The sequence below is a fragment of the Pseudovibrio sp. WM33 genome (assembly GCF_001623165.1).
GTDB lineage: Bacteria > Pseudomonadota > Alphaproteobacteria > Rhizobiales > Stappiaceae > Pseudovibrio.
Map to the genome: position 1 here is coordinate 1 of NZ_LMCK01000089.1, position 25,484 is coordinate 25,484.

At 50.2% G+C, this 25,484-nt stretch carries 25 protein-coding genes; 10 read left to right on the forward strand and 15 right to left on the reverse strand.

The window, feature by feature from the left end:
* Window positions 1-45: 45 nt before the first annotated feature.
* From acs to PsWM33_RS15160, 3 genes are all read right to left on the reverse strand, one after another.
* On the reverse strand, window positions 46-1,995 hold the full coding sequence (gene acs / locus PsWM33_RS15150) for an acetate--CoA ligase (protein ID WP_063300787.1): 1,950 nt from the start codon (window positions 1,993-1,995) through the stop codon (window positions 46-48).
* Between the two features lie 176 nt (window positions 1,996-2,171).
* On the reverse strand, window positions 2,172-2,570 hold the full coding sequence (locus PsWM33_RS15155) for a DUF1761 domain-containing protein (protein ID WP_082827024.1): 399 nt from the start codon (window positions 2,568-2,570) through the stop codon (window positions 2,172-2,174).
* A gap of 161 nt (window positions 2,571-2,731) precedes the next feature.
* Window positions 2,732-3,334, reverse strand: a complete 603-nt coding sequence (locus PsWM33_RS15160) for a glutathione S-transferase family protein (protein ID WP_063300815.1) — start codon at window positions 3,332-3,334, stop codon at window positions 2,732-2,734.
* 463 nt (window positions 3,335-3,797) lie between these two features.
* Between PsWM33_RS15160 and PsWM33_RS15165 the strand changes: the two genes are divergently transcribed.
* Together PsWM33_RS15165 and PsWM33_RS15170 are read left to right on the forward strand one after the other, a co-directional pair.
* A complete protein-coding gene (locus PsWM33_RS15165) occupies window positions 3,798-5,141 on the forward strand; it encodes a D-alanyl-D-alanine carboxypeptidase family protein (protein ID WP_063300788.1) in 1,344 nt (447 codons plus the stop codon).
* Between the two features lie 64 nt (window positions 5,142-5,205).
* Window positions 5,206-6,297 (forward strand): CobW family GTP-binding protein, encoded by a 1,092-nt coding sequence (locus tag PsWM33_RS15170; RefSeq protein ID WP_082827025.1) that lies wholly within the window; start codon window positions 5,206-5,208, stop codon window positions 6,295-6,297.
* Window positions 6,298-6,363: 66 nt separating this feature from the next.
* Here the strand turns inward: PsWM33_RS15170 and PsWM33_RS15175 are convergent, their stop codons facing one another.
* From PsWM33_RS15175 to PsWM33_RS15200, 6 genes are all read right to left on the reverse strand, one after another.
* Window positions 6,364-7,245 carry a 3-hydroxybutyryl-CoA dehydrogenase gene (locus PsWM33_RS15175; protein ID WP_057464631.1) on the reverse strand — a complete coding sequence of 294 codons (882 nt, stop codon included), beginning with the start codon at window positions 7,243-7,245 and terminating at the stop codon, window positions 6,364-6,366.
* Between the two features lie 146 nt (window positions 7,246-7,391).
* Window positions 7,392-8,321, reverse strand: coding sequence for an electron transfer flavoprotein subunit alpha/FixB family protein (locus PsWM33_RS15180; protein WP_057464632.1), 930 nt, complete (start codon window positions 8,319-8,321; stop codon window positions 7,392-7,394).
* A 24-nt stretch (window positions 8,322-8,345) separates the two neighbouring features.
* Window positions 8,346-9,095, reverse strand: coding sequence for an electron transfer flavoprotein subunit beta/FixA family protein (locus tag PsWM33_RS15185; RefSeq protein WP_057464633.1), 750 nt, complete (start codon window positions 9,093-9,095; stop codon window positions 8,346-8,348).
* 290 nt (window positions 9,096-9,385) lie between these two features.
* A complete protein-coding gene (locus tag PsWM33_RS15190; protein WP_063300790.1) occupies window positions 9,386-9,961 on the reverse strand; it encodes a cob(I)yrinic acid a,c-diamide adenosyltransferase in 576 nt (191 codons plus the stop codon).
* Window positions 9,962-9,984: 23 nt separating this feature from the next.
* Window positions 9,985-10,179, reverse strand: a complete 195-nt coding sequence (locus PsWM33_RS15195) for a twin transmembrane helix small protein (RefSeq protein ID WP_063286199.1) — start codon at window positions 10,177-10,179, stop codon at window positions 9,985-9,987.
* A gap of 40 nt (window positions 10,180-10,219) precedes the next feature.
* Window positions 10,220-10,750, reverse strand: a complete 531-nt coding sequence (locus PsWM33_RS15200; protein WP_208994575.1) for a TspO/MBR family protein — start codon at window positions 10,748-10,750, stop codon at window positions 10,220-10,222.
* 182 nt (window positions 10,751-10,932) lie between these two features.
* Here PsWM33_RS15200 and PsWM33_RS15205 point away from each other — a divergent pair, with 182 nt between their 5' ends.
* The 3 genes from PsWM33_RS15205 (at window position 10,933) to PsWM33_RS15215 (ending at window position 15,372) form a co-directional block, all read left to right on the forward strand.
* Entirely contained in the window at window positions 10,933-12,084 is a 1,152-nt protein-coding gene (locus PsWM33_RS15205) for an MFS transporter (protein ID WP_063300791.1), read from the forward strand.
* An 8-nt stretch (window positions 12,085-12,092) separates the two neighbouring features.
* On the forward strand, window positions 12,093-12,536 hold the full coding sequence (locus PsWM33_RS15210; RefSeq protein WP_063300792.1) for a GNAT family N-acetyltransferase: 444 nt from the start codon (window positions 12,093-12,095) through the stop codon (window positions 12,534-12,536).
* 70 nt (window positions 12,537-12,606) lie between these two features.
* A complete protein-coding gene (locus PsWM33_RS15215) occupies window positions 12,607-15,372 on the forward strand; it encodes a DEAD/DEAH box helicase (RefSeq protein WP_063300793.1) in 2,766 nt (921 codons plus the stop codon).
* Between the two features lie 173 nt (window positions 15,373-15,545).
* On the opposite strand, the gene cls is transcribed toward PsWM33_RS15215, so the two are convergent.
* The 4 genes from cls to PsWM33_RS15235 all read right to left on the reverse strand — a co-directional run bounded on the left by cls (window position 15,546) and on the right by PsWM33_RS15235 (window position 19,556).
* Window positions 15,546-16,976 carry a cardiolipin synthase gene (gene cls / locus PsWM33_RS15220; protein ID WP_063300794.1) on the reverse strand — a complete coding sequence of 477 codons (1,431 nt, stop codon included), beginning with the start codon at window positions 16,974-16,976 and terminating at the stop codon, window positions 15,546-15,548.
* A 63-nt stretch (window positions 16,977-17,039) separates the two neighbouring features.
* On the reverse strand, window positions 17,040-17,351 hold the full coding sequence (locus tag PsWM33_RS15225) for a YrhK family protein (protein ID WP_063300795.1): 312 nt from the start codon (window positions 17,349-17,351) through the stop codon (window positions 17,040-17,042).
* Between the two features lie 93 nt (window positions 17,352-17,444).
* Window positions 17,445-18,296, reverse strand: coding sequence for an SDR family oxidoreductase (locus tag PsWM33_RS15230; RefSeq protein WP_063300796.1), 852 nt, complete (start codon window positions 18,294-18,296; stop codon window positions 17,445-17,447).
* Between the two features lie 18 nt (window positions 18,297-18,314).
* Window positions 18,315-19,556, reverse strand: coding sequence for a ubiquinone biosynthesis hydroxylase (locus tag PsWM33_RS15235; RefSeq protein WP_063300797.1), 1,242 nt, complete (start codon window positions 19,554-19,556; stop codon window positions 18,315-18,317).
* Between the two features lie 112 nt (window positions 19,557-19,668).
* Here PsWM33_RS15235 and tesB point away from each other — a divergent pair, with 112 nt between their 5' ends.
* Together tesB and PsWM33_RS15245 are read left to right on the forward strand one after the other, a co-directional pair.
* Window positions 19,669-20,550 (forward strand): acyl-CoA thioesterase II, encoded by an 882-nt coding sequence (gene tesB / locus PsWM33_RS15240; RefSeq protein ID WP_063300798.1) that lies wholly within the window; start codon window positions 19,669-19,671, stop codon window positions 20,548-20,550.
* Between the two features lie 88 nt (window positions 20,551-20,638).
* Window positions 20,639-21,019: a VOC family protein gene (locus PsWM33_RS15245; protein WP_063300799.1), complete on the forward strand. Its 381-nt coding sequence runs from the start codon at window positions 20,639-20,641 to the stop codon at window positions 21,017-21,019.
* A 20-nt stretch (window positions 21,020-21,039) separates the two neighbouring features.
* Here PsWM33_RS15245 and PsWM33_RS15250 read toward each other — a convergent pair whose 3' ends face one another.
* Both PsWM33_RS15250 and tlpA read right to left on the reverse strand, forming a co-directional pair.
* Entirely contained in the window at window positions 21,040-21,504 is a 465-nt protein-coding gene (locus PsWM33_RS15250; RefSeq protein WP_063300800.1) for a YccF family protein, read from the reverse strand.
* A 67-nt stretch (window positions 21,505-21,571) separates the two neighbouring features.
* The gene (gene tlpA, locus PsWM33_RS15255; protein WP_057464644.1) at window positions 21,572-22,240 is read right to left on the reverse strand and encodes a thiol:disulfide interchange protein TlpA; all 669 of its coding nucleotides are present in this window, start codon (window positions 22,238-22,240) and stop codon (window positions 21,572-21,574) included.
* A 29-nt stretch (window positions 22,241-22,269) separates the two neighbouring features.
* On the opposite strand from tlpA, the gene argH reads away from it, so the two are divergent.
* The 3 genes from argH (at window position 22,270) to lysA (ending at window position 25,399) form a co-directional block, all read left to right on the forward strand.
* Window positions 22,270-23,670: an argininosuccinate lyase gene (gene argH / locus PsWM33_RS15260; protein ID WP_063286190.1), complete on the forward strand. Its 1,401-nt coding sequence runs from the start codon at window positions 22,270-22,272 to the stop codon at window positions 23,668-23,670.
* A 139-nt stretch (window positions 23,671-23,809) separates the two neighbouring features.
* Entirely contained in the window at window positions 23,810-24,079 is a 270-nt protein-coding gene (gene lptM / locus PsWM33_RS15265; RefSeq protein WP_057464646.1) for an LPS translocon maturation chaperone LptM, read from the forward strand.
* 48 nt (window positions 24,080-24,127) lie between these two features.
* Window positions 24,128-25,399: a diaminopimelate decarboxylase gene (gene lysA, locus PsWM33_RS15270; protein ID WP_063300801.1), complete on the forward strand. Its 1,272-nt coding sequence runs from the start codon at window positions 24,128-24,130 to the stop codon at window positions 25,397-25,399.
* Window positions 25,400-25,484: the final 85 nt, after the last annotated feature.

Genomic DNA, 25,484 nt, shown 5'->3' on the forward strand with positions numbered 1-25,484 from the left:
TATCGGCGGGGTTTTGTGTTCTGGGCTGCTCTCAATTAGCTTTACTTATACAGTTTCAGCTTTGTTTTGGCGGTTGTCGATTAGGTCGCCTACGACGGTTGGGTCGGCTAGGGTTGAAGTGTCGCCGAGGTTGTCGAAGCTGTCCTCTGCGATTTTGCGGAGGATGCGGCGCATGATTTTACCACTGCGGGTCTTTGGCAGGCCCGGGGCGAACTGGATGAGATCTGGGGAGGCAATTGGGCCGATTTCAGCGCGGACATGCTTGACCAGTTTCTTCTTCAGTTCTTCAGAAGGCTCCAAGCCCTCCATGAGGGTTACATAGGCGTAGATGCCTTGTCCCTTCACGTCATGCGGATAACCAACTACTGCAGCTTCTGAGACCTCTGGATGGGCGACGAGGGCGCTTTCAACTTCAGCGGTCCCCATACGGTGCCCAGATACGTTGATCACGTCATCAACCCGGCCTGTGATCCAGTAGTAGCCATCTTCGTCACGACGACAGCCATCGCCAGTAAAGTAGAAACCTTTGTAGGTCGCGAAGTATGTTTGGACGAAGCGCTCATGGTCTCCATAGACGGTTCGCATTTGGCCTGGCCAGCTGTCCGTTATGACGAGGTTGCCCTCAGTTGCGCCTTCCTGGAAGTTGCCTTCTGCGTCAACAATGGCTGGTTGAATGCCGAAGAATGGGCGTGTTGCGGAGCCTGGCTTGAGATCTGTTGCACCTGGTAGTGGTGTGATCAAGATACCGCCGGTTTCGGTTTGCCACCAGGTATCAACGATTGGGCAGCGCTGTTCGCCGACAATGTTGTTGTACCATAACCATGCTTCTGGATTAATTGGTTCGCCTACGGATCCTAGAACGCGCAATGATTTGCGGGATGTGTTGGTTACATATTCATCACCTGCGCCCATCAATGCGCGAATTGCGGTTGGGGCGGTGTAGAAGATGTTGACGTTGTGTTTGTCACAAACTTCCCAGAAACGACCTGCTGTCGGGTAGGTTGGAACCCCCTCAAACATCAGCGTTGTTGCACCGTTAGCGAGTGGGCCGTAGAGGATATAGCTGTGGCCTGTGACCCAACCAACATCAGCCGTACACCAATAGACTTCGCCTGGGTGGTAGTCAAAAACGTATTCATGCGTCATGGAGGCATAAACGAGGTAACCACCAGACGTGTGCATCACACCTTTTGGCTGGCCTGTTGAGCCAGAGGTGTAGAGAATGAAGAGCGGATCTTCCGCGTTCATCTCTGCTGGAGGGCAATCTGCAGAAGCTTTTTCGGTTTCTTCGTGATACCAGAGATCGCGGCCTTCCATCATATTGACGTTGCCACCGGTGCGTTTCACAACGAAGACCTTGTCGACATTGCCGCATTTTTCGATTGCGCGGTCAGTGTTTTCTTTCAAAGGTACTGTTCTGCCACCGCGGACACCTTCGTCAGCTGTGATGACAAAGCGTGATTTGCAGTCTTCGATACGTCCGGCCAAGCTGTCAGGTGAGAAACCGCCGAACACAACAGAGTGAACTGCGCCAATACGGGCACACGCGAGCATTGCGTAGGCTGCTTCAGGGATCATTGGCATGTAGACAGTGACACGATCGCCTTTTTGCACGCCATTTGCAAGCATGACGTTTGCAAAACGGTTCACTTCTTCAGACAGTTGCTTGTAAGTGATTGTCTTGCTTTGATCCGGCTCATCACCCTCCCAGATTATTGCTGGCTGATCGCCGCGCTCTGCCAGATGACGGTCAATGCAGTTGGCTGCTACGTTCAGCGTGCCGTCTTCAAACCATTTGATGGAAACATTGTGGTAGTCGTAGGACGTGTTTTTGACCTTGGAATAAGGCTTAATCCAGTCAATCCGTTTTCCGTGCTCTCCCCAGAACCCGTCGGGATCTTCAACGGACTTCTTGTACATTTCCAAGTACTGCTCGTTGTTGAGCAGGGCGTTTTCGGCAATCTCAGCCGGTACTGGATATACATCACCAGTCATGGTCAATCTCCCCATTTCCTCCACGGGTAATCACATACCCAACTCCTGTGGCGTATTATGGGCAGCTGCCGTTGGGGCGTCTAGCGAATATGCTTCGAACTTTCGTAGGTCCCTTTGTCTCTAGGTTCGTTTGGCCTACGAAAATTCAGCGATACGAGATGTCTAGGTATCCGGAATTAACCAGATATCTGCGCATAAACCATGCCTTGAACCATCAAAACACCGAGCCAATGGCCTGCATCGATGAGCGTAAGCATCCATGAGGCTCGTTGGAATTTGTGATTGACGATCAGGCCTGTGAGTACAAAGCCGCCCCAGATTACGATTGCTGCAGTCACGCCACTGGCAATGGTGACTGAGCCTGAGTAGACGAGAATTCCGGCAAGGACGAAAGCCATGATCATTTCGCAGAGAAAAGTAATGACGTAAGTGAAAGGAGACATTTGAACGTCTTCTTCTGATATGCCAATAGCATTCATCCAGGAATATGAAAGCACATAGTACCAAATAGAACCAAAAATATATGAAGCGATTCCCGCAGCAAGCACACCTGGTAAGTAAATTCCTTCAATCATATCAATACACCCTGTTAAAGATATGGTGTGCACATGACTTGAGTATTTATTATTCAAAAAAATGTATTGAAATTATTTGGTAGCTTCAAGTGCTACTCAATTTCTAATCGCGCTGAAATGGTGGGAGAGGGTGGGCTGGGCCACCCTCCTACTTCAGCAGGTTATTGCATTGCCGTAGCTTTTTCATTAGCCTTTGCAAGAGCTGGTCGACTTAAAGCCCTTGAAAAATATTCGCTGACAGGTCCTTCTGGCCATTCAAACTTGGAGATTTTAGCCCAGACTGCACAATGGCCGATGATGATATCAGCAATTGTGAAAGTTTCGCCCGTCACCCAAGTGTTTTCGCCAAGGCGTTTCTCAAGCAGCTTCATCGATTTGTTCCATTCAAATCGGCAAGCAGGTTTAATGTCTGGTACGCGTTGGTCTTCAGGGTGAATAAATGAGTGTTTTGCAGCCATCCAGAGAATGGAGTCCATTTCATCAAGGGCGAAGTTTGTAAAACTATCCTGCCGGGCGCGATCTAAAGTTCCTGATGGGAATGACAGGCTGGAATGTTTGTCTGCTAAATAAGTACAGATTGCCGTTGAATCGTAAATGGTTTCTCCGTCAACGATCAGGGCAGGAATCTTGCCTGATGGATTTACGGCATAAACATCTTCCTGATGAGGTTTGTTGGGCACGACCTCATAAGGCAAATTCAGTTCTTCCAATAACCAGAGTACCCGCATGGTTCTTGATTGCGGGTGGCCAATAACTTTGTACATAAGATCCTCCTCTTGGATCCGATCATCTGCGTTGACGGTGAAAAAGAAAAGCAAGAATGACTGCGACTTGAGGATAAGCTTTCAGATTACAAGGTGCGCAGCTTTAAATAGGCAAAGTTGATCGACGCTGAGGTGAGTAAAAAGAAGAGCCCCTTACAACTGAAGGGGTGATTGCGACAGTGTCTCTTTGTTAGTTTGATTTCACAAAATAACCATTGCAAGAGAATGTCCTGAAATGTTTGGAAATGGCGGGCTTTTACTGATATTGTGACCCCAATATTTCGGGAGAGACACCAATCTTTATTGCCGGTGTCTGGTGACATAGTTTTTATTGTTTACCCCTACTGTATTACCTAACGGTAGCTTGGGCTGTTCATGAAACTAAACTAGCAACTGAGCTATCGAAGACAGCTATGCAATGGTTGTTTGCTGCATAAACTGGTAGGCGTGGAGCGGTAAGATCGTGAATTTTTCGGTTAATTGGATTGCCCAGAAGCTTCGATTTTTTGCTGTTTTTGCAATAGCTTTGGCCTCCGTGCTGACAAATGCTCGTGCAGATGTTGCTGCATGGCTGTTGATGGATGCCGACAATGGTCGCGTTTTGGAGCAGAACGGCGCTTTCGACCGTTGGTACCCAGCTTCCCTAACAAAGATGATGACCGCCTATATCGCCTTTAAGAGTATCTCTCAGGGTGAGATGGCCATGAGCGATATGGTGATGGTCTCTCAAAACGCACTCAATCAACCACCGAGTAAGATGGGCTTCAAAGTCGGGACAACAATCACGCTCGACAATGCCTTGAAAATGATCCTCGTAAAGTCAGCCAATGATATTGCAGTAGCTGTTGCTGAACGGGTAGGTGGCACTGAAGAAAGCTTTATCAGCCAGATGAATGCGACTGCGCGTCGGCTGGGGATGACGCATACTAATTTTGTCAATCCTCACGGGCTACCAGATAATCGTCAGGTTTCATCCGCACGTGATATGGCGCTGCTTGCAAGTGCTCTGTGGAACCAGTTTCCGCAGTATCGTTCTTATATGAGTCACCCGGGAATTCGATTTGGCCGAAGGACATTTCGGTCTGGAAACAGAGACTTTCTTCTGCGTACTGCTGGCGCTAATGGCTTGAAAACTGGGTATATTTGTAATTCCGGTTTCAATGTAGCGACTTCTGCAACACGCAATGGAAGAACAGTTATCGCTGTTGTTCTGGGGGCTGCTTCCAGCCTGGAGCGTTCAGCGTTTGCAAAGAAACTCATTGATAATGGTTTCAAGAAGACAGCAGGAACCAAGATTACGGCGTTCCGTGGGAGTGGGAATATCAACCCACCAAAAGACCACTACTGTAAGCGCAATGCTAAGCCAACGGCTCAACAGCTCGTTGATCGCTTTGGGACAAAACGTGGCTCTGCCAGCATGATGGCTTATGCTGATGCGGCCAGTCCGAGCCCACGCGGCAAATCTATTCGTCTTTCCAAGAAGAAAGTGAACTGGGGTTTGGTCTATGAAGAAATTCTGGGCCCACAGTTGAAGTCATATGCACCCGTGACTGTGCGTATTGGCAATGAGCACCCTGTTGTCGCGCTTAAAAAGCTTGGAAATGCAGTGCCTTTGCCAATGCCGAAACCAGGTTCGCGAAAGGGTTCGGAGCCTGCACCGATTGGAGGCATTCAGCAACTTAATGTGCCTGTGGGCAAGGGGGCTTCTTTGCGGCCTTTGAAATCGACTTCTAAACGAGATTTGTTTGGCAGCCCGGGTGGGCTCTATGCTAATACGTCTGCCTTCGGTAAAACGCAGTCACCGTAGCTACAGGCAGTGCAGAATTATGGCTAGTACCCAAGAGAGGCGGAGCCCGCCAACCCCGATCCCAATGAGCGTCATTACTGGCTTTCTGGGAGCAGGTAAAACAACGCTTCTTAATCGAATTCTCAAAGAGCCAGTGTTGGAAAATACAGCGGTCATCATCAATGAGTTTGGTGAGATCGGTTTGGATCATTTGCTCGTAGATACCATTGATGATGGGATTATAGAGCTATCATCTGGTTGTTTGTGCTGCACTATCCGTGGTGATCTCATCAACACGCTGGAAGATATTCTGCGCCGTATCGACAATGGCCGCATGAAGAAAATCGACCGTGTGATTATTGAAACAACCGGTTTGGCCGACCCAGCGCCTGTGTTGCACACTGTGATGCTGCATCCGTATTTGGTCATGAGATATCGGCTTGATGGCGTGGTGACATTAGTCGATTCCGTCAACGGTCTGGATACGATCCATTCTCATGAGGAAGCAGTCAAACAAGTTGCTGTTGCTGATCGTGTCGTGATGACGAAGACGGATTTGCAGGAGCCTTCTGATAATTTACTGGCTGAGCTGAAGCATCTGAACCCTGGCGCAACTGTGCTCAATGCTCAAGATGGCTCTGCAACGGCTGCTGCTCTCATCAATTGCGGACTGTACAATCCTGAGAGCAAAATCCCAGATGTTCAGAAGTGGTTGAGGGAAGAGGCGTACAAAGATGAGCACGCTTCGCATAATCATCATGGACACCATCACCATCACGACCCAAACCGCCATGGTAAAGATGTTCGCGCCTTTACGCTTGAGACTGACAGCGCGATCCCCAATGCTGCACTGGAGATGTTCCTAGATCTACTGCGCTCTGCACATGGCCCTAAGCTTTTGCGCGTTAAGGGGATTATAAAGACTGTAGAACACCCGGATCAGCCTTTGGTGATCCATGGGGTGCAGCATGTCTTCCATCCACCTGCACGGCTTGCAGAATGGCCTGATGCGGATCAGAGAACGCGGCTCGTCTTCATTACCAAAGGCCTTTCTGAGGGCTTTGTGAAGAAGATGTTTGATGCATTCACTGGTGGTGTTGCTGCCGACACGCCTGACCGCACTGCGATGATGGATAATCCACTTTCCATTGGTGGATTCAGCGGTACGTTTAAGTAACCAGCTGAACCGCAGCAATAAAAAAGCCCGCTCAAGTGGCGGGCTTTTGTGTGTCTTATAAACGCTTTAGCGCGTAGGGACTGGAACCTCACCGCGGTAGTCATAGAAACCACGCTGAGTTTTGCGTCCAAGCCAGCCTGCCTCAACGTACTTCACGAGTAGTGGGCATGGGCGGTATTTGCTGTCTGCGAGGCCTTCGTACAGCACTTGCATGATGGACAGACAGATATCCAGACCAATGAAATCAGCCAGTTGCAGCGGGCCCATCGGGTGATTTGCACCCAGGCGCATTGCTGTGTCGATTGCTTCAACGGAACCTACACCTTCATAGAGTGTGTAGATCGCTTCGTTGATCATTGGCAGCAGAATACGGTTCACCATAAATGCTGGGAAGTCTTCTGAAACTGCAATCGTCTTATGCAAGCCAAGGGTGTAGCCCTTGGAAAGTTCAAAGGTTTCATCGCTGGTTGCAATGCCACGAACAAGCTCAACGAGTTCCATAAGCGGAACCGGATTCATGAAGTGGATACCGATGAATTTTTCCGGACGGTCTGTAGCAGATGCCAGACGCGTGATGGAAATAGACGAAGTGTTTGTGCCAAGGATGGCATCAGGCTTCAGAATTGGGCAAACACTTTGATAAACCTTGCGTTTGACCTGCTCGTTTTCACTCACAGCTTCAACAACGAGGTCTGCATCGCTTAGGGATTTAACATCGTCAGATGTCTTGATACGGGTAAGAGCGAGGTCGCGATCTTCTTCAGTGATCGTGCCCTTTGAGATCTGACGTGCCATATTGCCATTGATGCTGGCCAGGCCTCTGTCGATACGATCCTGATCGATATCGTGAAGCACGACATCGTATCCTGCCAAAGCACTTACGTGTGCGATGCCATTGCCCATTTGACCGGCGCCAATAACACCGACTTTCTTTACTTCGACCACCATTGTCAGATCCAAATTCTTACAAGCATCGATTAAACGTGCTTTGACGTTCTCGTAACAACATACATCGCAAGTCTTGCCTCAAACAGCAAGAACCCCAGAATGAAATATTAACATCCCGGGGTTCCTGAAAAGCTAATCAAATATGATTAGAGGGCTTTTTCCAGTTCAGGAAGAGCCTCGAACAGGTCTGCGACAAGTCCGTAATCAGCAACCTGGAAGATTGGTGCTTCTTCGTCCTTGTTAATCGCGACGATGATCTTGGAATCTTTCATGCCTGCAAGGTGCTGAATTGCACCGGAAATGCCGCAAGCGATGTAAAGATCAGGTGCAACAACCTTACCGGTCTGGCCAACCTGCCAATCGTTTGGTGCGTAACCAGCATCAACAGCTGCACGGGATGCACCGATTGCTGCGCCGAGCTTGTCAGCAACAGGGGTGATGACTTCGTTGAACTTCTCTTCGGAACCGAGAGCACGACCACCTGAGATGATGATCTTAGCGCCTGCGAGTTCCGGACGATCAGAAGCTGCGATTTCTTCACCCACGAAGGAGGAAATTGCCGGATCAGCAGAAGCTGCAGCAGCTTCAACCGGAGCAGAGCCGCCTTCAGCAGTTGCGGCGAAGGATGCTGTACGAACAGTCAGAACCTTCTTCGCATCAACAGACTGTACAGTCTGAATTGCGTTACCTGCGTAGATTGGACGCTTGAACGTGTCTGCAGATTCAACGGCAATGATTTCAGAGATCTGCATCACGTCGAGCTTAGCAGCAACGCGTGGCAGAGTGTTTTTGCCATTGGTTGTCGCAGCAGCAACAACAGCATCATAATCAGCAGCAAGTGCAACAATCAGATCGCCAACTGGTTCAGCAAGCTGGTGCTCATATGCTGCGTCGTCAGCAACAAGAACTTTAGCAACGCCAGACAGTTTGGAAGCAGCTTCAGCTGCTGCGCCACAGTCTTTACCAGCAACGAGAATATGAACGTCGCCGCCCATTTCTACAGCTGCTGTCAGTGCCTTAGCCGTTGCTTCGTTCAAAGCAGAATTGGAATGTTCAGCCACAAGAAGCGTGGTCATAATGCTAACTCCTCTTGACCTATCTTAAAGAACGCCAGCTTCGTTTTTGAGCTTGTCTACCAGCTCATCAACGGAAGCGACCTTAACGCCTGCCTTGCGTGCATCAGGCTCAGCAGTGTTGAGAACCTTGAGGCGAGGTGTAGCGTCTACGCCATAGTCCGCCAGTGTTTTCTCAGCAATCGGCTTTTTCTTTGCCTTCATGATGTTTGGCAGAGAAGCGTAGCGAGGCTCGTTCAAACGCAGGTCAGTGGTGACAATCGCTGGCATGTTCAGCTTAACAGTCTGCAGACCACCGTCGATTTCGCGGGTGACGTCTACTGTGTTATCGCCAAGGTCAACCTTAGAAGCGAATGTGCCCTGTGCCCAGCCCAGAAGTGCAGCAAGCATCTGACCAGTCTGGTTGCAGTCGTCATCGATCGCCTGTTTGCCGAGGATAACGAGACCTGGCTCTTCTTCGTCAACGATGCCTTTGAGAACCTTAGCTACTGCGAGAGGCTCGGCGATGTCGTCGGTCTGAACGAGAATACCGCGGTCAGCGCCCATTGCGAGGCCGGTGCGGATCGTTTCAGTCGCCTGCTTAGGGCCGATGGAAACAACAATGATTTCTGTTGCTTTACCAGCTTCTTTCAGGCGAAGAGCCTCTTCAACGGCGATTTCGTCGAAGGGGTTCATGGACATTTTGACGTTTGCGAGTTCAACGCCGGAGCCATCCGCTTTCACGCGAACTTTTACGTTATAGTCAACGACCCGTTTTACGGGCACGAGAATTTTCATGTTCCTAGAACCTCCACTAGAAATGCAGGGGAGTATGCGTCGCCACCAAGTTGATAAGACACAGCTTCCGCCGGGCTACCAGAGCCAAAAGGGAATGCAAATTGCATTACATTTGCGGCGACCGTACTGAGCAATTTTGGGGCTGTCAACGATCGCCTAGGGTAAATAGGTATTGGGTTTCAACCAATGTATAAGGCCAAGTGGTCTTAAGGTGAAGATAGTTGTCCATAAGTGTTGATAGTTTACCTATTCGTCAGGTACCTTTGGTCGATTTTTTCATCAAAAAATCGCTATCTGTTTTTGCCCGCTACCCACAAAACGTCGCCTTCGCCCTTCAAATTTGCATAGCGAGATGCAACAAAGAAGAGGTCGGAGAGGCGGTTGAGGTACTGCAGGGCTTGCTTGTTGACCTTCTCTTTTTGAGAGAGCGCAGCAACGAGGCGCTCAGCGCGGCGAGAGACGGTTCTGGCTTGATGCAAGTGCGTTGCCAACGGTGTACCACCCGGTAATACAAATGATTTCAACGGTGTAAGCTCAACGTTCATCTGGTCGATTGCGTCTTCCAGAGCGCTTACCTGATTAACTGTGATGCGCAGAGGTTCGTATCCGAGGTCTTCGCCGGTGTCTGGTGTTGCCAGATCGGCGCCGAGATCAAACAAGTCATTCTGAATACGGCCAAGCAGCTCATCCAGCACTGGCATCTCTTTGGATGCGTGCAGGCGGACTATGCCGACGACTGAGTTGGTTTCATCAACGGTTCCGTAGGCCTCAATGCGCAGATCATGCTTTTGCCTGCGCTCTCCGCTGCCAAGTGCAGTGGTGCCGTCGTCGCCAGTTTTTGTATAGATCTTATTGAGAGTGACCATTTTCTACCAGTTTCAAACCAAAATCAGGATGTGCTTGCGAAGTAAACGGAAAGCATAATCAATATGATAGCTGCGAACTGCAACAGAACACGATATCTCATAAGCTTTTGCGAACGGTTTGGATCTCCACCGCGCATCATGTTCCAAAGGCCGAGGGCGAGGACCAGAGCGACGGCGAATAGAGCAATAGGAACTAGAGTGGCAACAATACCGCTCATCAAAATCTCCAATAATAAAAGTCTCGATTGAGGTGTTGGATTAATTCAGAACCACAATAGAGGCATTCAGGACGGCTGCAAAGCTAACCCAAAGGAGATAGGGCAGATATAGCCACGCTGCAAAGATTTGCGCTCTATAAAATAGGCGGAAAGTGAAAAAACTTAGCGCGAGCAAGATGATAAGGACAATAAGGCCAAGTGCAGGGTTTTGCTGTCCGAAGAATGCCCAGGACCAAATGCCATTTAAAAACAACACTATAACGAAAGTTAGCTGAATGCTGGTTTTCGAAGGTGGTTTGGCTGCCTCGTTGGTGCCAGTCTGTTGAAATTCAGTGGCCAGCCAGATGCTGATGCCAAGAAGTGCGTAAAGAACGGACCAGACCGGCGCAAAAATCCAATCAGGGGGATTGAAGGATGGTTTGTTGAGAGAGGCGTACCATTCGGGGATGGCCGGTGCAGTAACGATGCCGCCGTAAGCTGCTGTTGCATAACACAAAAGTCCCCATCCAACGAGGCGACTCCAGACAACTCTGTTCTTTAACTTGGCTTTTGTGGTGTCGCTAAGGGGCACGGAAATTCCTTTTGAAAGGTTTTGCGCAGAATTGCGTTTTTTGCGCATATTCCGCGTTGATTTGCGTTGTTACGTCAGCAAACGGCGTTGTGTTGTATTAGGTGCTCTACACAGCTTGCATTTTTCTAAAATATCACGCTAGATATTTAATAGGTCGTTTTTCTCTCTTCAAAGCTTTTTCCATGACACAACAAGCAGTCCTTGGTGCGCGCGATGTGAATCTTATTCGCGGCGTCTTCTTTCTTCAACCCATCGCGCTTGGCGCCTGGTTTCCACGCATCGCAGAAATTCAGCAAAGACTTCAGGTGAGTGAAGGGGAGTTTGCCCTTGCTCTTGTCGGAATGCCGGTTGGGCTGCTGTTCATGCTGATGTTTGCCGGGCGACTAACGGAGAAGTTTGGAGCGCGCCAGCTTTTGATCGCGGGCCTGTTTGCGTTCATCTGTCTGATGCCATTGCCGACGTATGCCGAATCCATTCTGCAGCTGTTTGTTTATTTGGCAGTTGTTGGCAGTGCATTGGCGTTTGTGGAACTGTGCATGAACGTGATTGCGGATAAGACCGAGCGGAAGAGCGGGCAGCTCATTATGTCGGGTTGTCATGGCTTGTGGAGCCTTGGTGTGCTGGTGGGAAGTCTGATCAGCTCGGGCTTTTCCTGGGTTGGTTACGGGCCATCTGAAAGCATTCTCATGGCAAGTGGTATGGCGCTATTACCAGCGCTGTTTACCTCCTACAGCCTGACAGAAGGCCGAGAGCCAGATATTGCAGAGAAGTCCGAGAGTGGTTTCCAGATGCCGAGTGGGGCGCTGATTGCGGTGTGCTTCTTTGCGTTTGGCATCACAATGACAGAGGGTGCGATTGCTGATTGGTCTGCGATTTATGTGACTGATCTGTTTGATCTATCTGCTGGTTACGCAGGTATTGCCTATAGCGCTTTTGCTCTGATGGTGACATTCGGGCGCTTAACCGGAGACTGGTTGCGATCTCGTGTTGACGTTCAGATCGCAGCTGCTGGGATTGTTATCCTTGCTCTCATTGGCGTCGGAATTCTGGTGATTTCGCCAAACTATGCGGTGTCATTGCTTGGTTTCGGTCTGGTCGGGCTGGGCGTTTCTGGTGGCTTTCCGCTGGCTGTTACGGCTGCTGCTGAAAAACCGGGCCGCTCTGCTGCTGTCAATGTGGGCTTGATGACGCAGATTGCTCTCGGCGGTTTCCTTGTCGGTCCACTCGTCATCGGCTATGCCGCTGATCACCTCGGTATCCAGGGCGGCTTTATGCTGATGTTACCGGCACTTGTGCTGAGCTTGCTGATGAGCCGGTCCTTGATTAAGCGGTGAGGGGAAGTATGAGAGAACTAGAGATTAGTTTTCGGAGCATTCCTGCAACGTTGACATACAAACTACGTCAGCAAGTGCTCTGGCCAGACTCGCCGATAGAGCGGGTCATGGTTCCAGAAGATCACCAGGCCCTTCATATTGGAGCATTTGAAGAAGAAAACCTGATTGGTGTTGGGTCTTTCTTCTTCGATCTGCCCTCTGTGAGACTGCGAAAACTGGCGGTGTTGCCGGATAAGCAAGGGCGCGGCATCGGAAGCAACCTCATACGGTTTGCAGCAAACCAGCCTGACTTGCAAAAAGCGGATTACATCTGGTGCGACGCAAGAGAAGATGCTGTTGCTTTCTACCAGCGCCTCGGTTTCAGCACAGAGGGAGAAGCTTTTGAAAAATCAGGGGTTTCTTATGTGCGTGCACGTGTTGAACTTGTGCCACTGTCTCTGAAGATTATTTAGTTCTTATATGCAGTTTTGTGATGATGATAGCATCAATCGACGATTTTTAGACGAGAAATCAACCAGTTAAATGACATTTGATAATTTGAGTTTCCAAGCGTCCTGGAGAGAGTATCAAGAGCGCGTTCTCGCTGAGTTAGATACCCATCTGGATGATGACCACTTGCATATTGTTGCAGCTCCAGGATCAGGGAAGACTATTCTTGGATTGGAGGTCATGAGGCGAGTAGGCCAGCCTGCGTTAATTCTTGCCCCGACGATTACGATCCGCAATCAATGGATAGAACGCCTCACATCCTTGTTTTTGCCAGAGGATGAAGAGCGGCCTGATTGGATATCAAAAGACATCAGAAAACCAAAATTTCTGACTGTGATCACCTATCAGGCTCTTCATGCTGCATTCTCGAATGAGGACGTCGACGAAGAGCTTCAAGACGCAGAAGATGAAGCAGAAGATCAGCCAAGGGTAACCCAGTCTAAGTCAGTTGATGTAATTGCACTGCTTGCTGAGCAAAATGTGAATGTGCTCGTGCTGGATGAAGCGCATCATCTACGGAATGAATGGTGGAAGGCGCTCATCAAGCTGAAAGCTGGCTTAGTGAAGCCCAAAACCGTCGCATTGACCGCTTCTCCTCCGTATGATGTCGACTTTAAAGAGTGGCAGAAGTACGAGGAGTTGTGCGGCCCAATAGATGCTGAGATTTCGGTGCCTGAGTTGGTGCAACGCGGTGATTTATGTCCGCATCAAGATTATGTTCATTTTTCTCTTCCGACAAAGGATGAGCACCAGAAACTATGGGAATTCAAAAAGAACACCGCAGGATTTCTTAAGAAGCTCTCGGAGAATAAGCGCTTTCTAGATGCCCTTTCTGCGCACCCTTGGGTTCGTGATACGCAGAGACACGTTAAAGACATTCTTGATGATCCGCAGTTCTTCTCCTCGATAATTATATTTCTCAATTCGCTTGGCTTTGCTCCGCCTGATTACGCTCTAGACATTTTAGGAGTCAGGGCGGCTGAGGTTCCGGGTGTTGATCCCAAGTGGCTTGAAGTATTGCTGAGTGGGGTTCTTTACTCCTATGTTGATGACTTCTCCGAATTTGATGACACTCTGGGTGCTGTTCGCCGCGAACTTAAGCGAATAGGAGCTATTGAGCGGCGCAGAATAAACCTTGAAGACACCAAGGAAATCAAAAAAATACTAGCCAGCAGCACTGGCAAGCTGAAGAGCATAGCTACGATCACTCGAATGGAAGCCAAGCAACTTGGTGATGATCTACGCATGGTGGTTCTTGCGGACTATATTCGAGAGGCCGAATTGCCTTCTGGTACGGATGAATTAGGCCCGCTTAATAAAATCGGTGTGGCCCCAATTTTTGAGCATCTCCGCCGCGAAAGCATCGCTGGTGTCAAACTTGGTGTGCTGACCGGATCTCTGATTATTCTTCCCAAAGATGCTCTTGGCATCTTTGACCAAGTGGTGAGAGATAATCACATTGATAATAGCCATATTCGGCTTTCTGACCTAGCTCATGATAAGAATTTCGTCCGCGTTCATATCAAGGGAGAGCAAAAGCAAAGCATCGTTCACTTGATAACTGAGGTGTTCAATGCTGGCGGAATTACTGCCTTGGTTGGAACGCAGGCATTGCTTGGGGAGGGTTGGGATGCGCCCTCCGTAAACACCCTCATTCTAGCCAGTTATGTTGGCTCTTACATGCTTTCTAATCAGATGCGTGGCAGGGCTATTCGTATTGATCCGAGTAAACCCAATAAAACAGCCAATATCTGGCATCTCGCATCAGTTGATATTGAGCGATTAGATGAAAAGCTGAAATCAGTTTTTACGAAAGAGACATCGAGGCGAGAGATCTTTGATCCGTTCGATGACGTTCAACAGGATGTTGGAGATGATGTGAGGATGCTGCAAAGGCGGTTTCTTGCATTTGAGGGCGTTTCTTATGATGCGCCCTTCACAATAGAAAACGGTTCCAAGCGGCTTGCTCTTGCTGGCACTAAATGGACGGGTGCTGGTGTAGAGAGCCTTAATCAAAGCATGTTAGCGCGGGCTAAAGTGAGGAACGCTCTGAGCCACACATGGAGCAACGGATTGCATGGTTCCAGCCCGAAACCGGAAATGCGTGAAAATGTTGGTTCAAACTACGCGCCCCAAGGTTTCGTGTTTTTTGAAACCATCCAATACTTAATTATGACAGGCCTTATAACCGCCGCTCTTGCCATTGCGCAGATATTGTCTGGTGTTCGTGGTGTTGAGACATTGGCAATTTGGATTCTGGTCGGTGCTGGTGTAGCTGCGGTTATGATCGCACCAAAGGCTTTCAAGATTTTTCGACTATATCTTCGAAACAGTTCTTTAGAGAAATCTATCACGCAAGTAGGGTGGAGCGTTTTAGAAACCCTTCAATTCATGGAGCATATAAAAACAAGCACTCAAAACCTCCGTATTCAGTCCACGCAAAACAAAATGGGCGTTGTTTATTGTCGGTTGGATGGGGCGACGCCTGCGGAGAGACGTCTCTTTTTGGAGGCAATGGGAGAAGTTTTAGGCCCCACTGAAAATCCGCGATATTTGCTTGTGCGCTCTTCCAGGCTTGGTGGCATATCTCGCGTGGATTATCACCCAGTTCCAAATTCTATTGGTCAAAAAAAGAAGAATGCCGAGTTCTTTGCTAAGCGCTGGGAGCGGTATATCGGGCCTTCGCAACTTGTCTACACACGTAGCCCTGAAGGGCGGCTATTGCTTTTGCAAGCACGAACGCAGTCATTTGCTTCAGCCTTTCAGAAAAAAACAGATCGTTTGAGTGTGTGGGAATGACTTAGTCATTCCTTCGACTTTGTAGATTTCTCCCGAACCTGCAAGGTTTCAAACAATAACAGAGATTGCAATTTTAGGATTGGACAGTCGTAGTCCCGTCTCAAACAACCTTATTGAAAAGGTGAGAGCCCAGATCGCGATTGCATTTAGCTTTGTACAGGTTAGCAGCAGTCCTACAAGATCGGGCTGACTGTTGCGATGATGTTGTTTTTTATTCGCTTGAGGTATGACCAACTGGAAACAGTTTCAAAAAAGACCTGATCTGAACTGTCGAGGTATTGCTGTTGTCGGCCCAGAACAGCGTTCGTTATTGCCTTGTCCTGCAACAGAATGTTGTTTTCGTAGTTTAGGTCAAAGCTTCGCAAATCCAGATTGGAAGAGCCGATCAAAGTGATCTTGTTATCCATTGTGAGTGTCTTGGCGTGCAATAGACCGCCTTTGAATTCAAAAAGATCACAACCGGCCTCTAGAAGCTTGAAATAGTGGCTGCGACTTGCAGCTGCCACGATCCAGCTGTCGTTGACCTTCGGGAAAATTAAGGTGACTTTTACGCCTCGATAAGCCGCTGCGCGTAAGGCTTCCAGAACAGTTTCATCGGGGACAAAGTAGGGCGTCGATAGTGTGAGTTCGAAGCGGGCGGTTGCAATAAGGCAGGCAAAGAGCTGAGGCGTTGCTCCTTTGCGTTCCGTTGGGCCATCGCCCATCACCTGTGCCGGGAACCCTTCTTGTGCCGGTTCTGACTTCAACTCAAAGTCATTTAGCTTTTCGCCTGTTGCCTGCATCCAATCGCTTATGAACAGAAGCTGATTTTGCGTCACAATGGGCCCTGTCAGACGTAGCATAATGTCGACCCAGGGAGCGTATTTTGCTTTGACCAGAAATTCCGGATCAGCTGAGTTTCTACTTCCACAGTAAGTGACTTTCCCGTCGATAATCGTGATTTTACGGTGGTTGCGCAGGTCCAGTCTGCTGGTCAGGAGCGTTCGTACTGGTTTGTCCAGCGGCAGGGCGACAGCTAGTTGAACGCCTGCCTCTTTCATCTGCTCCCATAGCTGTGATTTTATGAGCTGGTGTGAGCCGAGACCATCTGCCATCGCGCGGCATACGACCCCTCGCTGGGTTGCTCTGATCAAAGCGTCGGCGAGTGCTGTGCCCGTGTGGTCATTTAGCCAGATGTAATAGAGAACATGCACATAGTCCTGCGCGGCATCGATATCTGCTATCAAGCTGTCGCGGGTAGCCGTGGCATCTTCCATGAGTGTGGCGTTGTTTCCAGCAACTGGATAAAAGCCGTTTATTGAACCAGCATAATGGAAGCTGTTGCGGTATTCCGGGTTGATTAGCTGATCGACATCAGCTGGCGTGCCCATGAATTGCTTAGCGTTTTCATGGATGTCATCAAAAATCTCTTTGTGGCGTTTGTCTGCGCGATGGCCAAGATCAGTTTCTCCGAAGAGGAAGTAAATGGCGATGCCGACATAGGGCAGCACGTTCAGAACAATGAACCAGGCGAGGCGAACCGGTGGTGACAAATCATCTCGCAGCAGAATTCGGATTGTAAACGTCAAAACTAATAGAACATGGAACACTAGTAAGAAGGTCATTTGAACTCGGCTGCGTTAAAATTTCGCCCTGTGATTGATCGTTGGCGAACGTGTTGGTTAGGTTCACTTCATATCGGGGTTTAGCCAACCCGTATTATTCTCAGTGCCTTCAGGTAGGCCCTCATATTTTCCAAGGCGGATATATGCAATTTCCCGAAAGAGCTTAATTGTTGGGCGGAGCCCGAATAAAATTGATCCGATCAGAAACAGCCAAGTTCCCACATAAGTGGTTGCCTCTTTAAAGAAGAGAATGCTGCCAACGACAAACAAGGCCGCTGCAGAGAAATCAACAGCAGTATAGGCGAGCTCGCAATACGCATAAATTTTCTTATGTCGCTCACTCATTGTGCAATTGTCAGGATGAAATAGTGCCATGGGGTAACTCTTTTGCTGGGGTTATAAATCCCGAGTGCGCGCAATACGGGGCACTGGAGTTTGATTTGAGGAAATTCGTGGTGTTTCGTTCACTTACTCTTCCGACTTTGCAGACCTTCTCAGGATCATATCGATCATTGAGGTTGGCAAGATGCGTCGCAAAGTGCCCATGATGTGGGTTGGAACGGTTACGTAATAACGTGCCTTAGCCTTGGGCGCTTCAATGGCATGGGTTAGTTTGCTAACGACAGCGTCGGGTTGGAGCTTGAATTTTGTGGTGCCGCCTTTAGCGAGCATGGAAAGGCGGCGGTTGTAGCTTTCGCGGAAGTGGGAGGCGTTCTTGGTATCCTCTCCTATTTCCTCATAGAACATTTTGACGGCAGTTTTTGAGAACTCGGATTGAATCGGACCCGGTTCGATCAAGGAAACCTGTATGCCTGAGCCATGCAGTTCCAGCCGCAGGGTGTCGGTGTAGCCTTCCAGTGCGAACTTGGTGGCGTTGTAGGCGCCGCGATAGTCCATGGCGACGAGGCCGAGAATGGATGAGCACTGCACGATGCGGCCATGGCCCTGGTTGCGCATCACCGGAATGACAAGGCGGGTGAGTTCGTGCCAGCCGAAGAAGTTGGTTTCGAACTGACGGCGCAGGGCATCCGTGGGTAGATCTTCGATGGCGCCGGGCAGGCCGTAAGCGCCGTTGTTGAAGAGGGCATCAAGGTGTCCGCCTGTGATTGCCAGAACTGACTCAACGGCGGCCTGAATAGATTCGGTTTGGCAATAATCCAGATGGAATGCGTCAAAGCCTTCCGAGCGCAGGCGTTCTGCATCCTCTGGTTTGCGACAGGTGGGAAAGACCTGCCATCCTCTCTCTCTCAAAATGTGTGCAGCAGAGTAACCAATGCCGGTTGAACATCCGGTGATGAGGATGGAGCGTTTGTCTTTCACACGTGTACCTGATTTGACCTACAGCGGATTGCCGAGGAGAAGTTTTGGGGAAGGGCCGGCCAGGCCTGCTGCTTCGCCGATGAAGTGCTTTTTCAGGAACGGCATGCGCTCAACAAGGCCGAGGCCAAGATCGCGGACGGCGCGGACTGGGTCGATGTTGTTGGAGAACAGGCGGTTCAGCACATCAGTGGTCATGCCCATCTGCCATGTGTCGAAGCGGCGCCAGCTCTGGTAGCGCTCCAGAATGTGTGCTGCACCGAGATCGAGGCCGAGACGGTGGGCGTCTACAAGCACCTCTGAAAGGGCTGCAACGTCCTTGAAGCCGAAGTTGAGACCCTGGCCAGCAATTGGGTGGATGCCGTGGGCAGCATCGCCTGCCAGCGCGAAGCGGTTGGAGACGAAAGAGCGCGCCAGCACGAGGTTCAGAGGAAACGTAGCGCGGGGTCCGTCAAGTTTAAGTTCACCCAGATGATGACCGAAGCGGCGTTCCAGTTCGATTTCAAAGGTGAACTCATCGCCATTGACCAAGCGGTTGGCTTCTGCCGTCTTTTCAGTCCAGACGATGGAGGAGCGGTTGCCTTTCAGTGGCAGGATCGCGAACGGACCGGAGGGCAGGAAGTGCTCTTCTGCACGGCCATTGTGTGGGCGTTCATGTGCGATTGTGGTGACGATGCCGCTTTGATTGTAGCTCCAGCGATTGCATTGGATGCCTGCGAGGTCGCGGAGTTTGGAGCGCACGCCATCAGCAGCCACGATCAAACGCGACTGGATGGTTTTGCCGCTGCCGAGTGTGATGTTGACGTGGGCTGGCTCTACTGCAAAGTCTTTGACACTGTCGGGCGCGAAGATGTCAACGCCTGCATCTGTGGCTGCATCATGCAATGCGCCGACCATATGATTGTTCTGAACCATGTGGGCAAATGGTTCGCCGTCATCAACATCGCCTGCAAATGTCAGGAAGATTGGGCGCACGCTGTCGTGCAGCTTGCTGTCTGTGACGATCATTTCTGTAATCGGCTGGGATTCATCTTCAAGCTTGTACCAGATGCCGAGTTGATCGAGCATGCGCACGGCGCCTGCCGCGATGGCCGAGGAACGTGGATCGTTCTCGATCGCTGAGCGTGGACGCAGGTCTACGAGCGCGATTTTCATGGACGGTTCTGATTGCTTCAAAGCGAGTGCAAGCGACAGTCCAACATACCCGCCGCCGCCAATGGTGACGTCATAAAGGTCTTCAGTGGCGGTCTGTTTCTTGCTCATAGAACTCTTCCCTGTAATCGCTCAGTTAGCCCAATTAACCGTTGACACTACCGATATAGCGCCACACTACTCACATGCAATCGAAATCACTACAAAAATAGGTTTGTCTGTAATGACGAAGGCTGTTGAAAATCTGCTGGACCTTTTGGATCTGGAGAAATTAGAGGAAAATCTGTTTCGTGGCACAAGCCCACAAAGCGGGTGGCAGCGTGTTTTTGGTGGACAGGTGATTGGTCAGGCCCTTGTTGCTGCCTCCCGAACGGTTGGCGCAGAACGTCAGGTCAATTCGCTGCATGGGTATTTTCTGCGTCCAGGCGATCCGAAGGTGCCAATTATCTATGAGGTGGACCGTATTCGTGATGGTGGCAGCTTTACAACACGGCGTGTTGTGGCGATCCAGCATGGTCATGCGATCTTCGCTATGTCTGCCTCATTCCAACGCGTTGAAAGCGGTATGGAACATCAGATTGATATGCCGGATGTACCGATGCCGGAAGATCTGATGCCGATCTCTGAAATTTCTGATGAGCTGATCTCAAAAGCACCGGAGCCCGTGCAGAAATACTGGAAGCGGGAACGCCCGATTGAGTTGCGCCCATTGGATTTGGGGCAATATTTTTCTCGGAAGAAGCAAGAGCCGGTTCAGCATGTTTGGGTGCGGGCGGCTTCAAGGTTGCCGGATGATCCACGTATCCACCAGTGTGTGCTGGCCTATGCCTCTGACATGACGCTTCTGGATACAGCACTGTTCCCGCATGGCATCAATGTGTTTGTGCCAAACCTTCAGGTGGCGAGCCTAGACCACGCGATGTGGTTCCACAGTGACTTCCGCTTTGATGAGTGGTTGCTTTACACGCAGGATAGTCCGCGCACAGCTGGTGGCCGTGGCTTTAGCCGTGGTAGCCTTTATACGCGTGATGGTGTTCTGGTCGCCTCTGCAGCCCAAGAAGGCCTCATGCGGATGCGAGAGCGTCCTGTGCCGGGTAAGGGGTAAGATCAAAGATATTGCTTGGTGCGAGGGCTATTCTGAGATTGCAGCAATCTGTTTGTTTCTTTGACTTGCAAGATAACGGGGTGTGAGCATGTTTAAACCGAATAGCGTTATTCTCTATGTCGAAGACGTGGAGAAAAGCACCAAGTTTTATGCGGACGTTCTGCAAAGCAGCCCGATTGAGAGGTTTCAGGAATTTTCGCTGTTTTCTTTGGGAGACGACGTCACACTTGGCTTGCAGTCTGCGCAGGGGATTGACCCGAAACCTCAACCGTCCTTTGGCGGCTTTGAACTGTCACTGAGTGATGTGAGCCGGGAAGAGGTTGATCAGGTTTACAGTCTCTGGAAAGAGAAGGGCATTCCGATCGTTCTGGAGCCCACTGATCTGGACTTTGGCTACACGTTTGTTGCGACCGATCCTGACGGGCATCGGTTGAGGGTGTGCGCGACTGATACGACCAATGTGAGTTAGGGCACGCTGTGCCGGTTTCTCTAATATCTGTAGCTGTTTAGGGTTTCTCTGGCTTTGTATTGGCGTGCCAAGTCCGCTGTTTGGGTCGTTACAACACGGCGTCCGACGGGCCAGAAGGAAATTGCTGCGAGTTTGAAGGACTGAAGGCCAAAGGGAATGCCTATGATTGTCAGGCAGGTGAGAATGCCGGATATCACATAGCCTAGGAACAGCGAGAGGCCAAACGGTAGCCATAGGATGTTGAAGATGAAACCCAGGGCCCCTGTTAAGACAGTGGTTGGCGTTGCACCTTTGTTATCCAGATCTCTTATGTGCACAATATCCTTGCCAAAGGGCCATGCCGATAATTTGGCCATTTCCCAGGCTGCTCGTGTGTAAGGGAGGCCAATGATTGTGAGTGCGAACAGGAGGCCGTACACAAGCCACATCAGGGCCAGGTACCAGCCTCCAAGGACAAACCAGATTACATTTCCAGCGTAGCGCATAATAAATATCTCAAATTGATAAATGGATTTTGAGATGTATCTAAGTAGCCGCTACGTGAATTTCAATTCACTGCACCTTTTTCTGTCCAGCCAGCGCGGCGTTGACCAATGCGAAGGCTTCTGGGGCTGCCCAGTCGGCGGGGCCGAACATGGTGCCGATTTCGCAGCCGTCTTCACCGATCATGATTGTGCTTGGCAGGCCAGGGGCTTTGCCTTTGGTGCGCAGGTTGTTGAAGGTGTCCATGGTGTGGTCTGAGAAGTACGCCAGATCCTTCACGCCGATATCGCTCAGGAACTTCAGCGGCTTTGGATTGTTTTCACCACGGTCCATGTTAACGGCGATGACGTTGAACTCTTCGCTGCCTGCTTCACGCTGCAGTTTGTCCAGATGCGGCATTTCTTTGCGGCACGGAGCGCACCATGTGGCCCAAAGGTTGAGTAATTTGGTGCCTTTCAGGTCTGCCATGGTGATGAAGTTGCCGTCAGCATCGTTGAATTTCAGCTCAGAGAGATTCAACGGCTTCTCAGCAGGCAGGAAAGCGGCCACTTCGCCTGTGGTCAAACCCTTGAGATTTTTTGCGGTATTCATTGAAGAAGAGCAGGCGAGGGCTTGTGGATCCTCACTTTTTTGCTGATTAAGCGCCCATACAGCTCCGCCTACGACGACAAATCCAGCTAATGCTGCAATAAGCCCTTTTCCGAGGCCGAACTTTCCGGTAACTGTCAGTTTCTTCATATTAAACCCAAATCATAATGAGGCTAGACATGAGCAACCGCATGTGGGGGGGCCGTTTTGCGGAAGGGCCAGATGCAATCATGGAAGAGATCAATGCTTCCATTGATTTTGATCGCAAGCTCTATCGACAAGACATAGCCGGGTCCAAGGCTCATGTTAGCATGTTGGCTGCACAGGGCATCGTTAGCGCAGAAGATGCCGAAAAGATAGCTCAGGGTCTAGACACAATTCTGTCAGAGATCGAAGAGGGCACCTTTACCTTCTCTCGTGCGCTTGAAGACATTCACATGAATATCGAAGCGCGTCTGGCTGAATTGATTGGCCCGACCGCTGGCCGTCTTCACACAGCTCGTTCACGTAACGACCAGGTTGCCACAGATTTTCGTCTTTGGGTACGCGACTCTTTGGACGATCTTGAGGCACAGGTGACCGACCTGATGCAGGCTCTTGCTGAAAAAGCAGAAGAGCATGCAGCGGTTGTGATGCCGGGCTTTACACACCTTCAGTCCGCGCAGCCGGTGACTTTCGGTCACCATCTGATGGCTTATGTCGAGATGTTCTCTCGTGATCGCTCCCGTCTTCAGGACGCGCGCGCGCGTATGAATGAGAGCCCACTTGGCTGTGCTGCACTTGCTGGTACATCTTTCCCTATTGACCGTGAGATGACTGCGGCTTCGCTTGGGTTTGATCGCCCGACAGCGAACTCTCTTGATGGCGTTTCCGATCGTGACTTTGCCATTGAGGCGTTGGCGGATGCTTCCATCTGTGCGATGCACTTGTCTCGTCTGGCAGAAGAGATTGTGATCTGGTGTTCTGCCCAGTTCGGCTTCATCAAGCTTTCCGACAAGTTTTCGACCGGTTCTTCCATCATGCCGCAGAAGAAGAACCCGGATGCAGCTGAGCTGATCCGTGCGAAGACTGGCCGTATTTATGGCGCGTTGAACTCTCTTCTCGTGATGATGAAGGGTTTGCCGCTGACCTACTCCAAGGACATGCAGGAAGACAAAGAGCAGGCGTTTGACGCTTTGCCGAACCTGTCTCTGGCTCTGGCAGCCATGACTGGCATGATGCGTGACCTTGAGCCGAATGTGAAAACGCTGAAGAAAGCTGCCGGTTCCGGTTATTCCACCGCGACTGATCTGGCTGACTGGTGCGTGCGTGTAGTTGGCATGCCATTCCGTGATGCTCACCATGTGACTGGTGCACTTGTTAAGATGGCTGTCGATAAAGGTGTAGACCTGCATCGCCTGACATTGGAAGAGATGCAGAGCGTTGAACCGAAGATCACGGATGATGTCTACAGCGTTCTTTCCGTTGATAAATCTGTTCGCAGCCGTGTCTCTTATGGTGGCACAAGCCCGGTGAATGTGCGTAAGCAATCCCGCCGTTGGCTTAAGCAGCTTGAGCGTGAGCAGAAGACGGAAAAGTAAGTCTGTTCTTCGGATGATCTTGCAGTCATCGTTGTTACGGTGCAGAAATAAAACTGAGAGTAGGCTCGGGTTCGCCCGAGTCAGTCCTTAGGTCGAATTTCTGGTTTGGTAAGATCATCCAGATTGGAGCAGAGAAAACATGAGCTCGCAAGGCATGAAAGACATTACAAAAAGCCGTAGTTCCAAGCTTTTGATTGGCCTCACAATTGTTGCACTCGGTCTGAGTGTTTCCGCTTGTGGGCGTAAAGGCAGTTTGGAAACGCCAAGCCAAGCTCGGGCGACTGCAGATGGTGCACCGCCACCCCTGAACGATGCTCCTGTACCAGAGATCCCTGGAGATAAGGACGAAAGTCTGTTTCTGGATCCGTTGATTGGTGCGGATGAGGATGATCCCGACTTCAATTTTTAGACTGGTTCGCTAAGCCCACCGGGGCAGAGCCAGCGTAGAGGACCTACATTGCATTACTTTGAGTTTAAGGATGGCGTGCTTCACGCTGAAGATGTTGCGCTGAGCGAAATTGCAGCGGAAGTTGGAACACCATTTTACTGCTACTCCCGCGCAACATTTGAACGTCACTTCAAGGTTTTTGACGGTGCGTTTGATGGAATAGATCATCTGACCTGTTATGCAATGAAGGCGAATTCCAACATCGCCATTCTGACAGTACTGGCGAAACTTGGCGCTGGTGCGGATGTTGTTTCTGAAGGGGAACTGCGCCGTGCACTGAAAGCGGGCATTCCTGCAAACAAGATTGTGTTCTCCGGCGTTGGCAAAACCCGTCAGGAAATGCGTTTTGCGCTGGATGCTGGCATCCTGTGCTTCAATGTAGAATCCGAACCTGAGCTGAAGCGGCTTTCTGCTGTTGCTTCCGAGATGGGTAAGACTGCGCCGATTTCTCTGCGCATCAACCCGGATGTGGATGCAAAGACCCACGCCAAGATCTCTACAGGTCTGGCTGCGAACAAGTTTGGCATTGCCTGGGATCAGGCTCGTGCGGTTTACAAGGAAGCCTCTGAGCTTCCAGGCTTGAAAATCATCGGCATGGATATGCATATCGGCTCTCAGATCACTGAGCTTGGGCCTTTTGATGATGCTTTGGAACGCCTTGGTGTGCTGATTGGCATGCTGAAGGAAGACGGCATTGAGATTGACCACCTTGATGTGGGTGGTGGTCTTGGCATTCCTTACGGAAGCGGAATTGAAGCGCCTCTGCCTACTGAATATGCGAAGGTTGTTCGTAAACAAATTGAGCGCCTTGGCGTGACGCTGATTACCGAACCTGGTCGTTTGATTGCTGGTAATGCAGGTATTCTCGTTACCGAAACGATCTACCGTAAAGAAGGTGAAGCGAAGAACTTCGTCATCGTGGATGCCGCGATGAACGATCTGATCCGCCCAACCCTTTACGAAGCGCACCATGATATTGGTGCAGTAAGTGAAGAACGCCAGAACGGTGAGCAGATGATGGCGGACATTGTTGGCCCTGTTTGTGAGACTGGTGATTATCTGGCTCGCGACCGTGAAATGCCGAAATTTGAGGAAGGCGACCTGCTGGCCGTTTACTCTGCTGGTGCTTATGGCGCGACCCAATCCAGCACTTACAACACGCGTCTTCTGGTGCCTGAAGTTTTGGTTGATGGCGACAAGTTTGCGATCATCCGTCAGCGTCCGAGCTACGATGAGTTACTAAATCAAGACGTTGTGCCGAACTGGGTTGAAAAGGCTTAACTCTGTTTGAAAGCCCCTTAGGTTTGCCAGATTGCTGATCTACGTTAATCGCCGTATGCTCAAAAGAAAAAGCAGGCGGCGATTA

Coding starts and splice junctions, on each gene's coding strand:
- acs (WP_063300787.1), bottom strand. CDS start 1,995: ATGACTGGTGATGTATATCCAGTACCGGCTGAGATTGCCGAAAACGCC.
- PsWM33_RS15155 (WP_082827024.1), bottom strand. CDS start 2,570: ATGATTGAAGGAATTTACTTACCAGGTGTGCTTGCTGCGGGAATCGCT.
- PsWM33_RS15160 (WP_063300815.1), bottom strand. CDS start 3,334: ATGTACAAAGTTATTGGCCACCCGCAATCAAGAACCATGCGGGTACTC.
- PsWM33_RS15170 (WP_082827025.1), top strand. CDS start 5,206: ATGAGCGTCATTACTGGCTTTCTGGGAGCAGGTAAAACAACGCTTCTT.
- PsWM33_RS15175 (WP_057464631.1), bottom strand. CDS start 7,245: ATGGTGGTCGAAGTAAAGAAAGTCGGTGTTATTGGCGCCGGTCAAATG.
- PsWM33_RS15180 (WP_057464632.1), bottom strand. CDS start 8,321: ATGACCACGCTTCTTGTGGCTGAACATTCCAATTCTGCTTTGAACGAA.
- PsWM33_RS15185 (WP_057464633.1), bottom strand. CDS start 9,095: ATGAAAATTCTCGTGCCCGTAAAACGGGTCGTTGACTATAACGTAAAA.
- PsWM33_RS15190 (WP_063300790.1), bottom strand. CDS start 9,961: ATGGTCACTCTCAATAAGATCTATACAAAAACTGGCGACGACGGCACC.
- PsWM33_RS15195 (WP_063286199.1), bottom strand. CDS start 10,179: ATGAGCGGTATTGTTGCCACTCTAGTTCCTATTGCTCTATTCGCCGTC.
- PsWM33_RS15205 (WP_063300791.1), top strand. CDS start 10,933: ATGACACAACAAGCAGTCCTTGGTGCGCGCGATGTGAATCTTATTCGC.
- PsWM33_RS15210 (WP_063300792.1), top strand. CDS start 12,093: ATGAGAGAACTAGAGATTAGTTTTCGGAGCATTCCTGCAACGTTGACA.
- PsWM33_RS15215 (WP_063300793.1), top strand. CDS start 12,607: ATGACATTTGATAATTTGAGTTTCCAAGCGTCCTGGAGAGAGTATCAA.
- cls (WP_063300794.1), bottom strand. CDS start 16,976: ATGACCTTCTTACTAGTGTTCCATGTTCTATTAGTTTTGACGTTTACA.
- PsWM33_RS15225 (WP_063300795.1), bottom strand. CDS start 17,351: ATGGCACTATTTCATCCTGACAATTGCACAATGAGTGAGCGACATAAG.
- PsWM33_RS15235 (WP_063300797.1), bottom strand. CDS start 19,556: ATGAGCAAGAAACAGACCGCCACTGAAGACCTTTATGACGTCACCATT.
- tesB (WP_063300798.1), top strand. CDS start 19,669: ATGACGAAGGCTGTTGAAAATCTGCTGGACCTTTTGGATCTGGAGAAA.
- PsWM33_RS15245 (WP_063300799.1), top strand. CDS start 20,639: ATGTTTAAACCGAATAGCGTTATTCTCTATGTCGAAGACGTGGAGAAA.
- PsWM33_RS15250 (WP_063300800.1), bottom strand. CDS start 21,504: ATGCGCTACGCTGGAAATGTAATCTGGTTTGTCCTTGGAGGCTGGTAC.
- tlpA (WP_057464644.1), bottom strand. CDS start 22,240: ATGAAGAAACTGACAGTTACCGGAAAGTTCGGCCTCGGAAAAGGGCTT.
- argH (WP_063286190.1), top strand. CDS start 22,270: ATGAGCAACCGCATGTGGGGGGGCCGTTTTGCGGAAGGGCCAGATGCA.
- lptM (WP_057464646.1), top strand. CDS start 23,810: ATGAGCTCGCAAGGCATGAAAGACATTACAAAAAGCCGTAGTTCCAAG.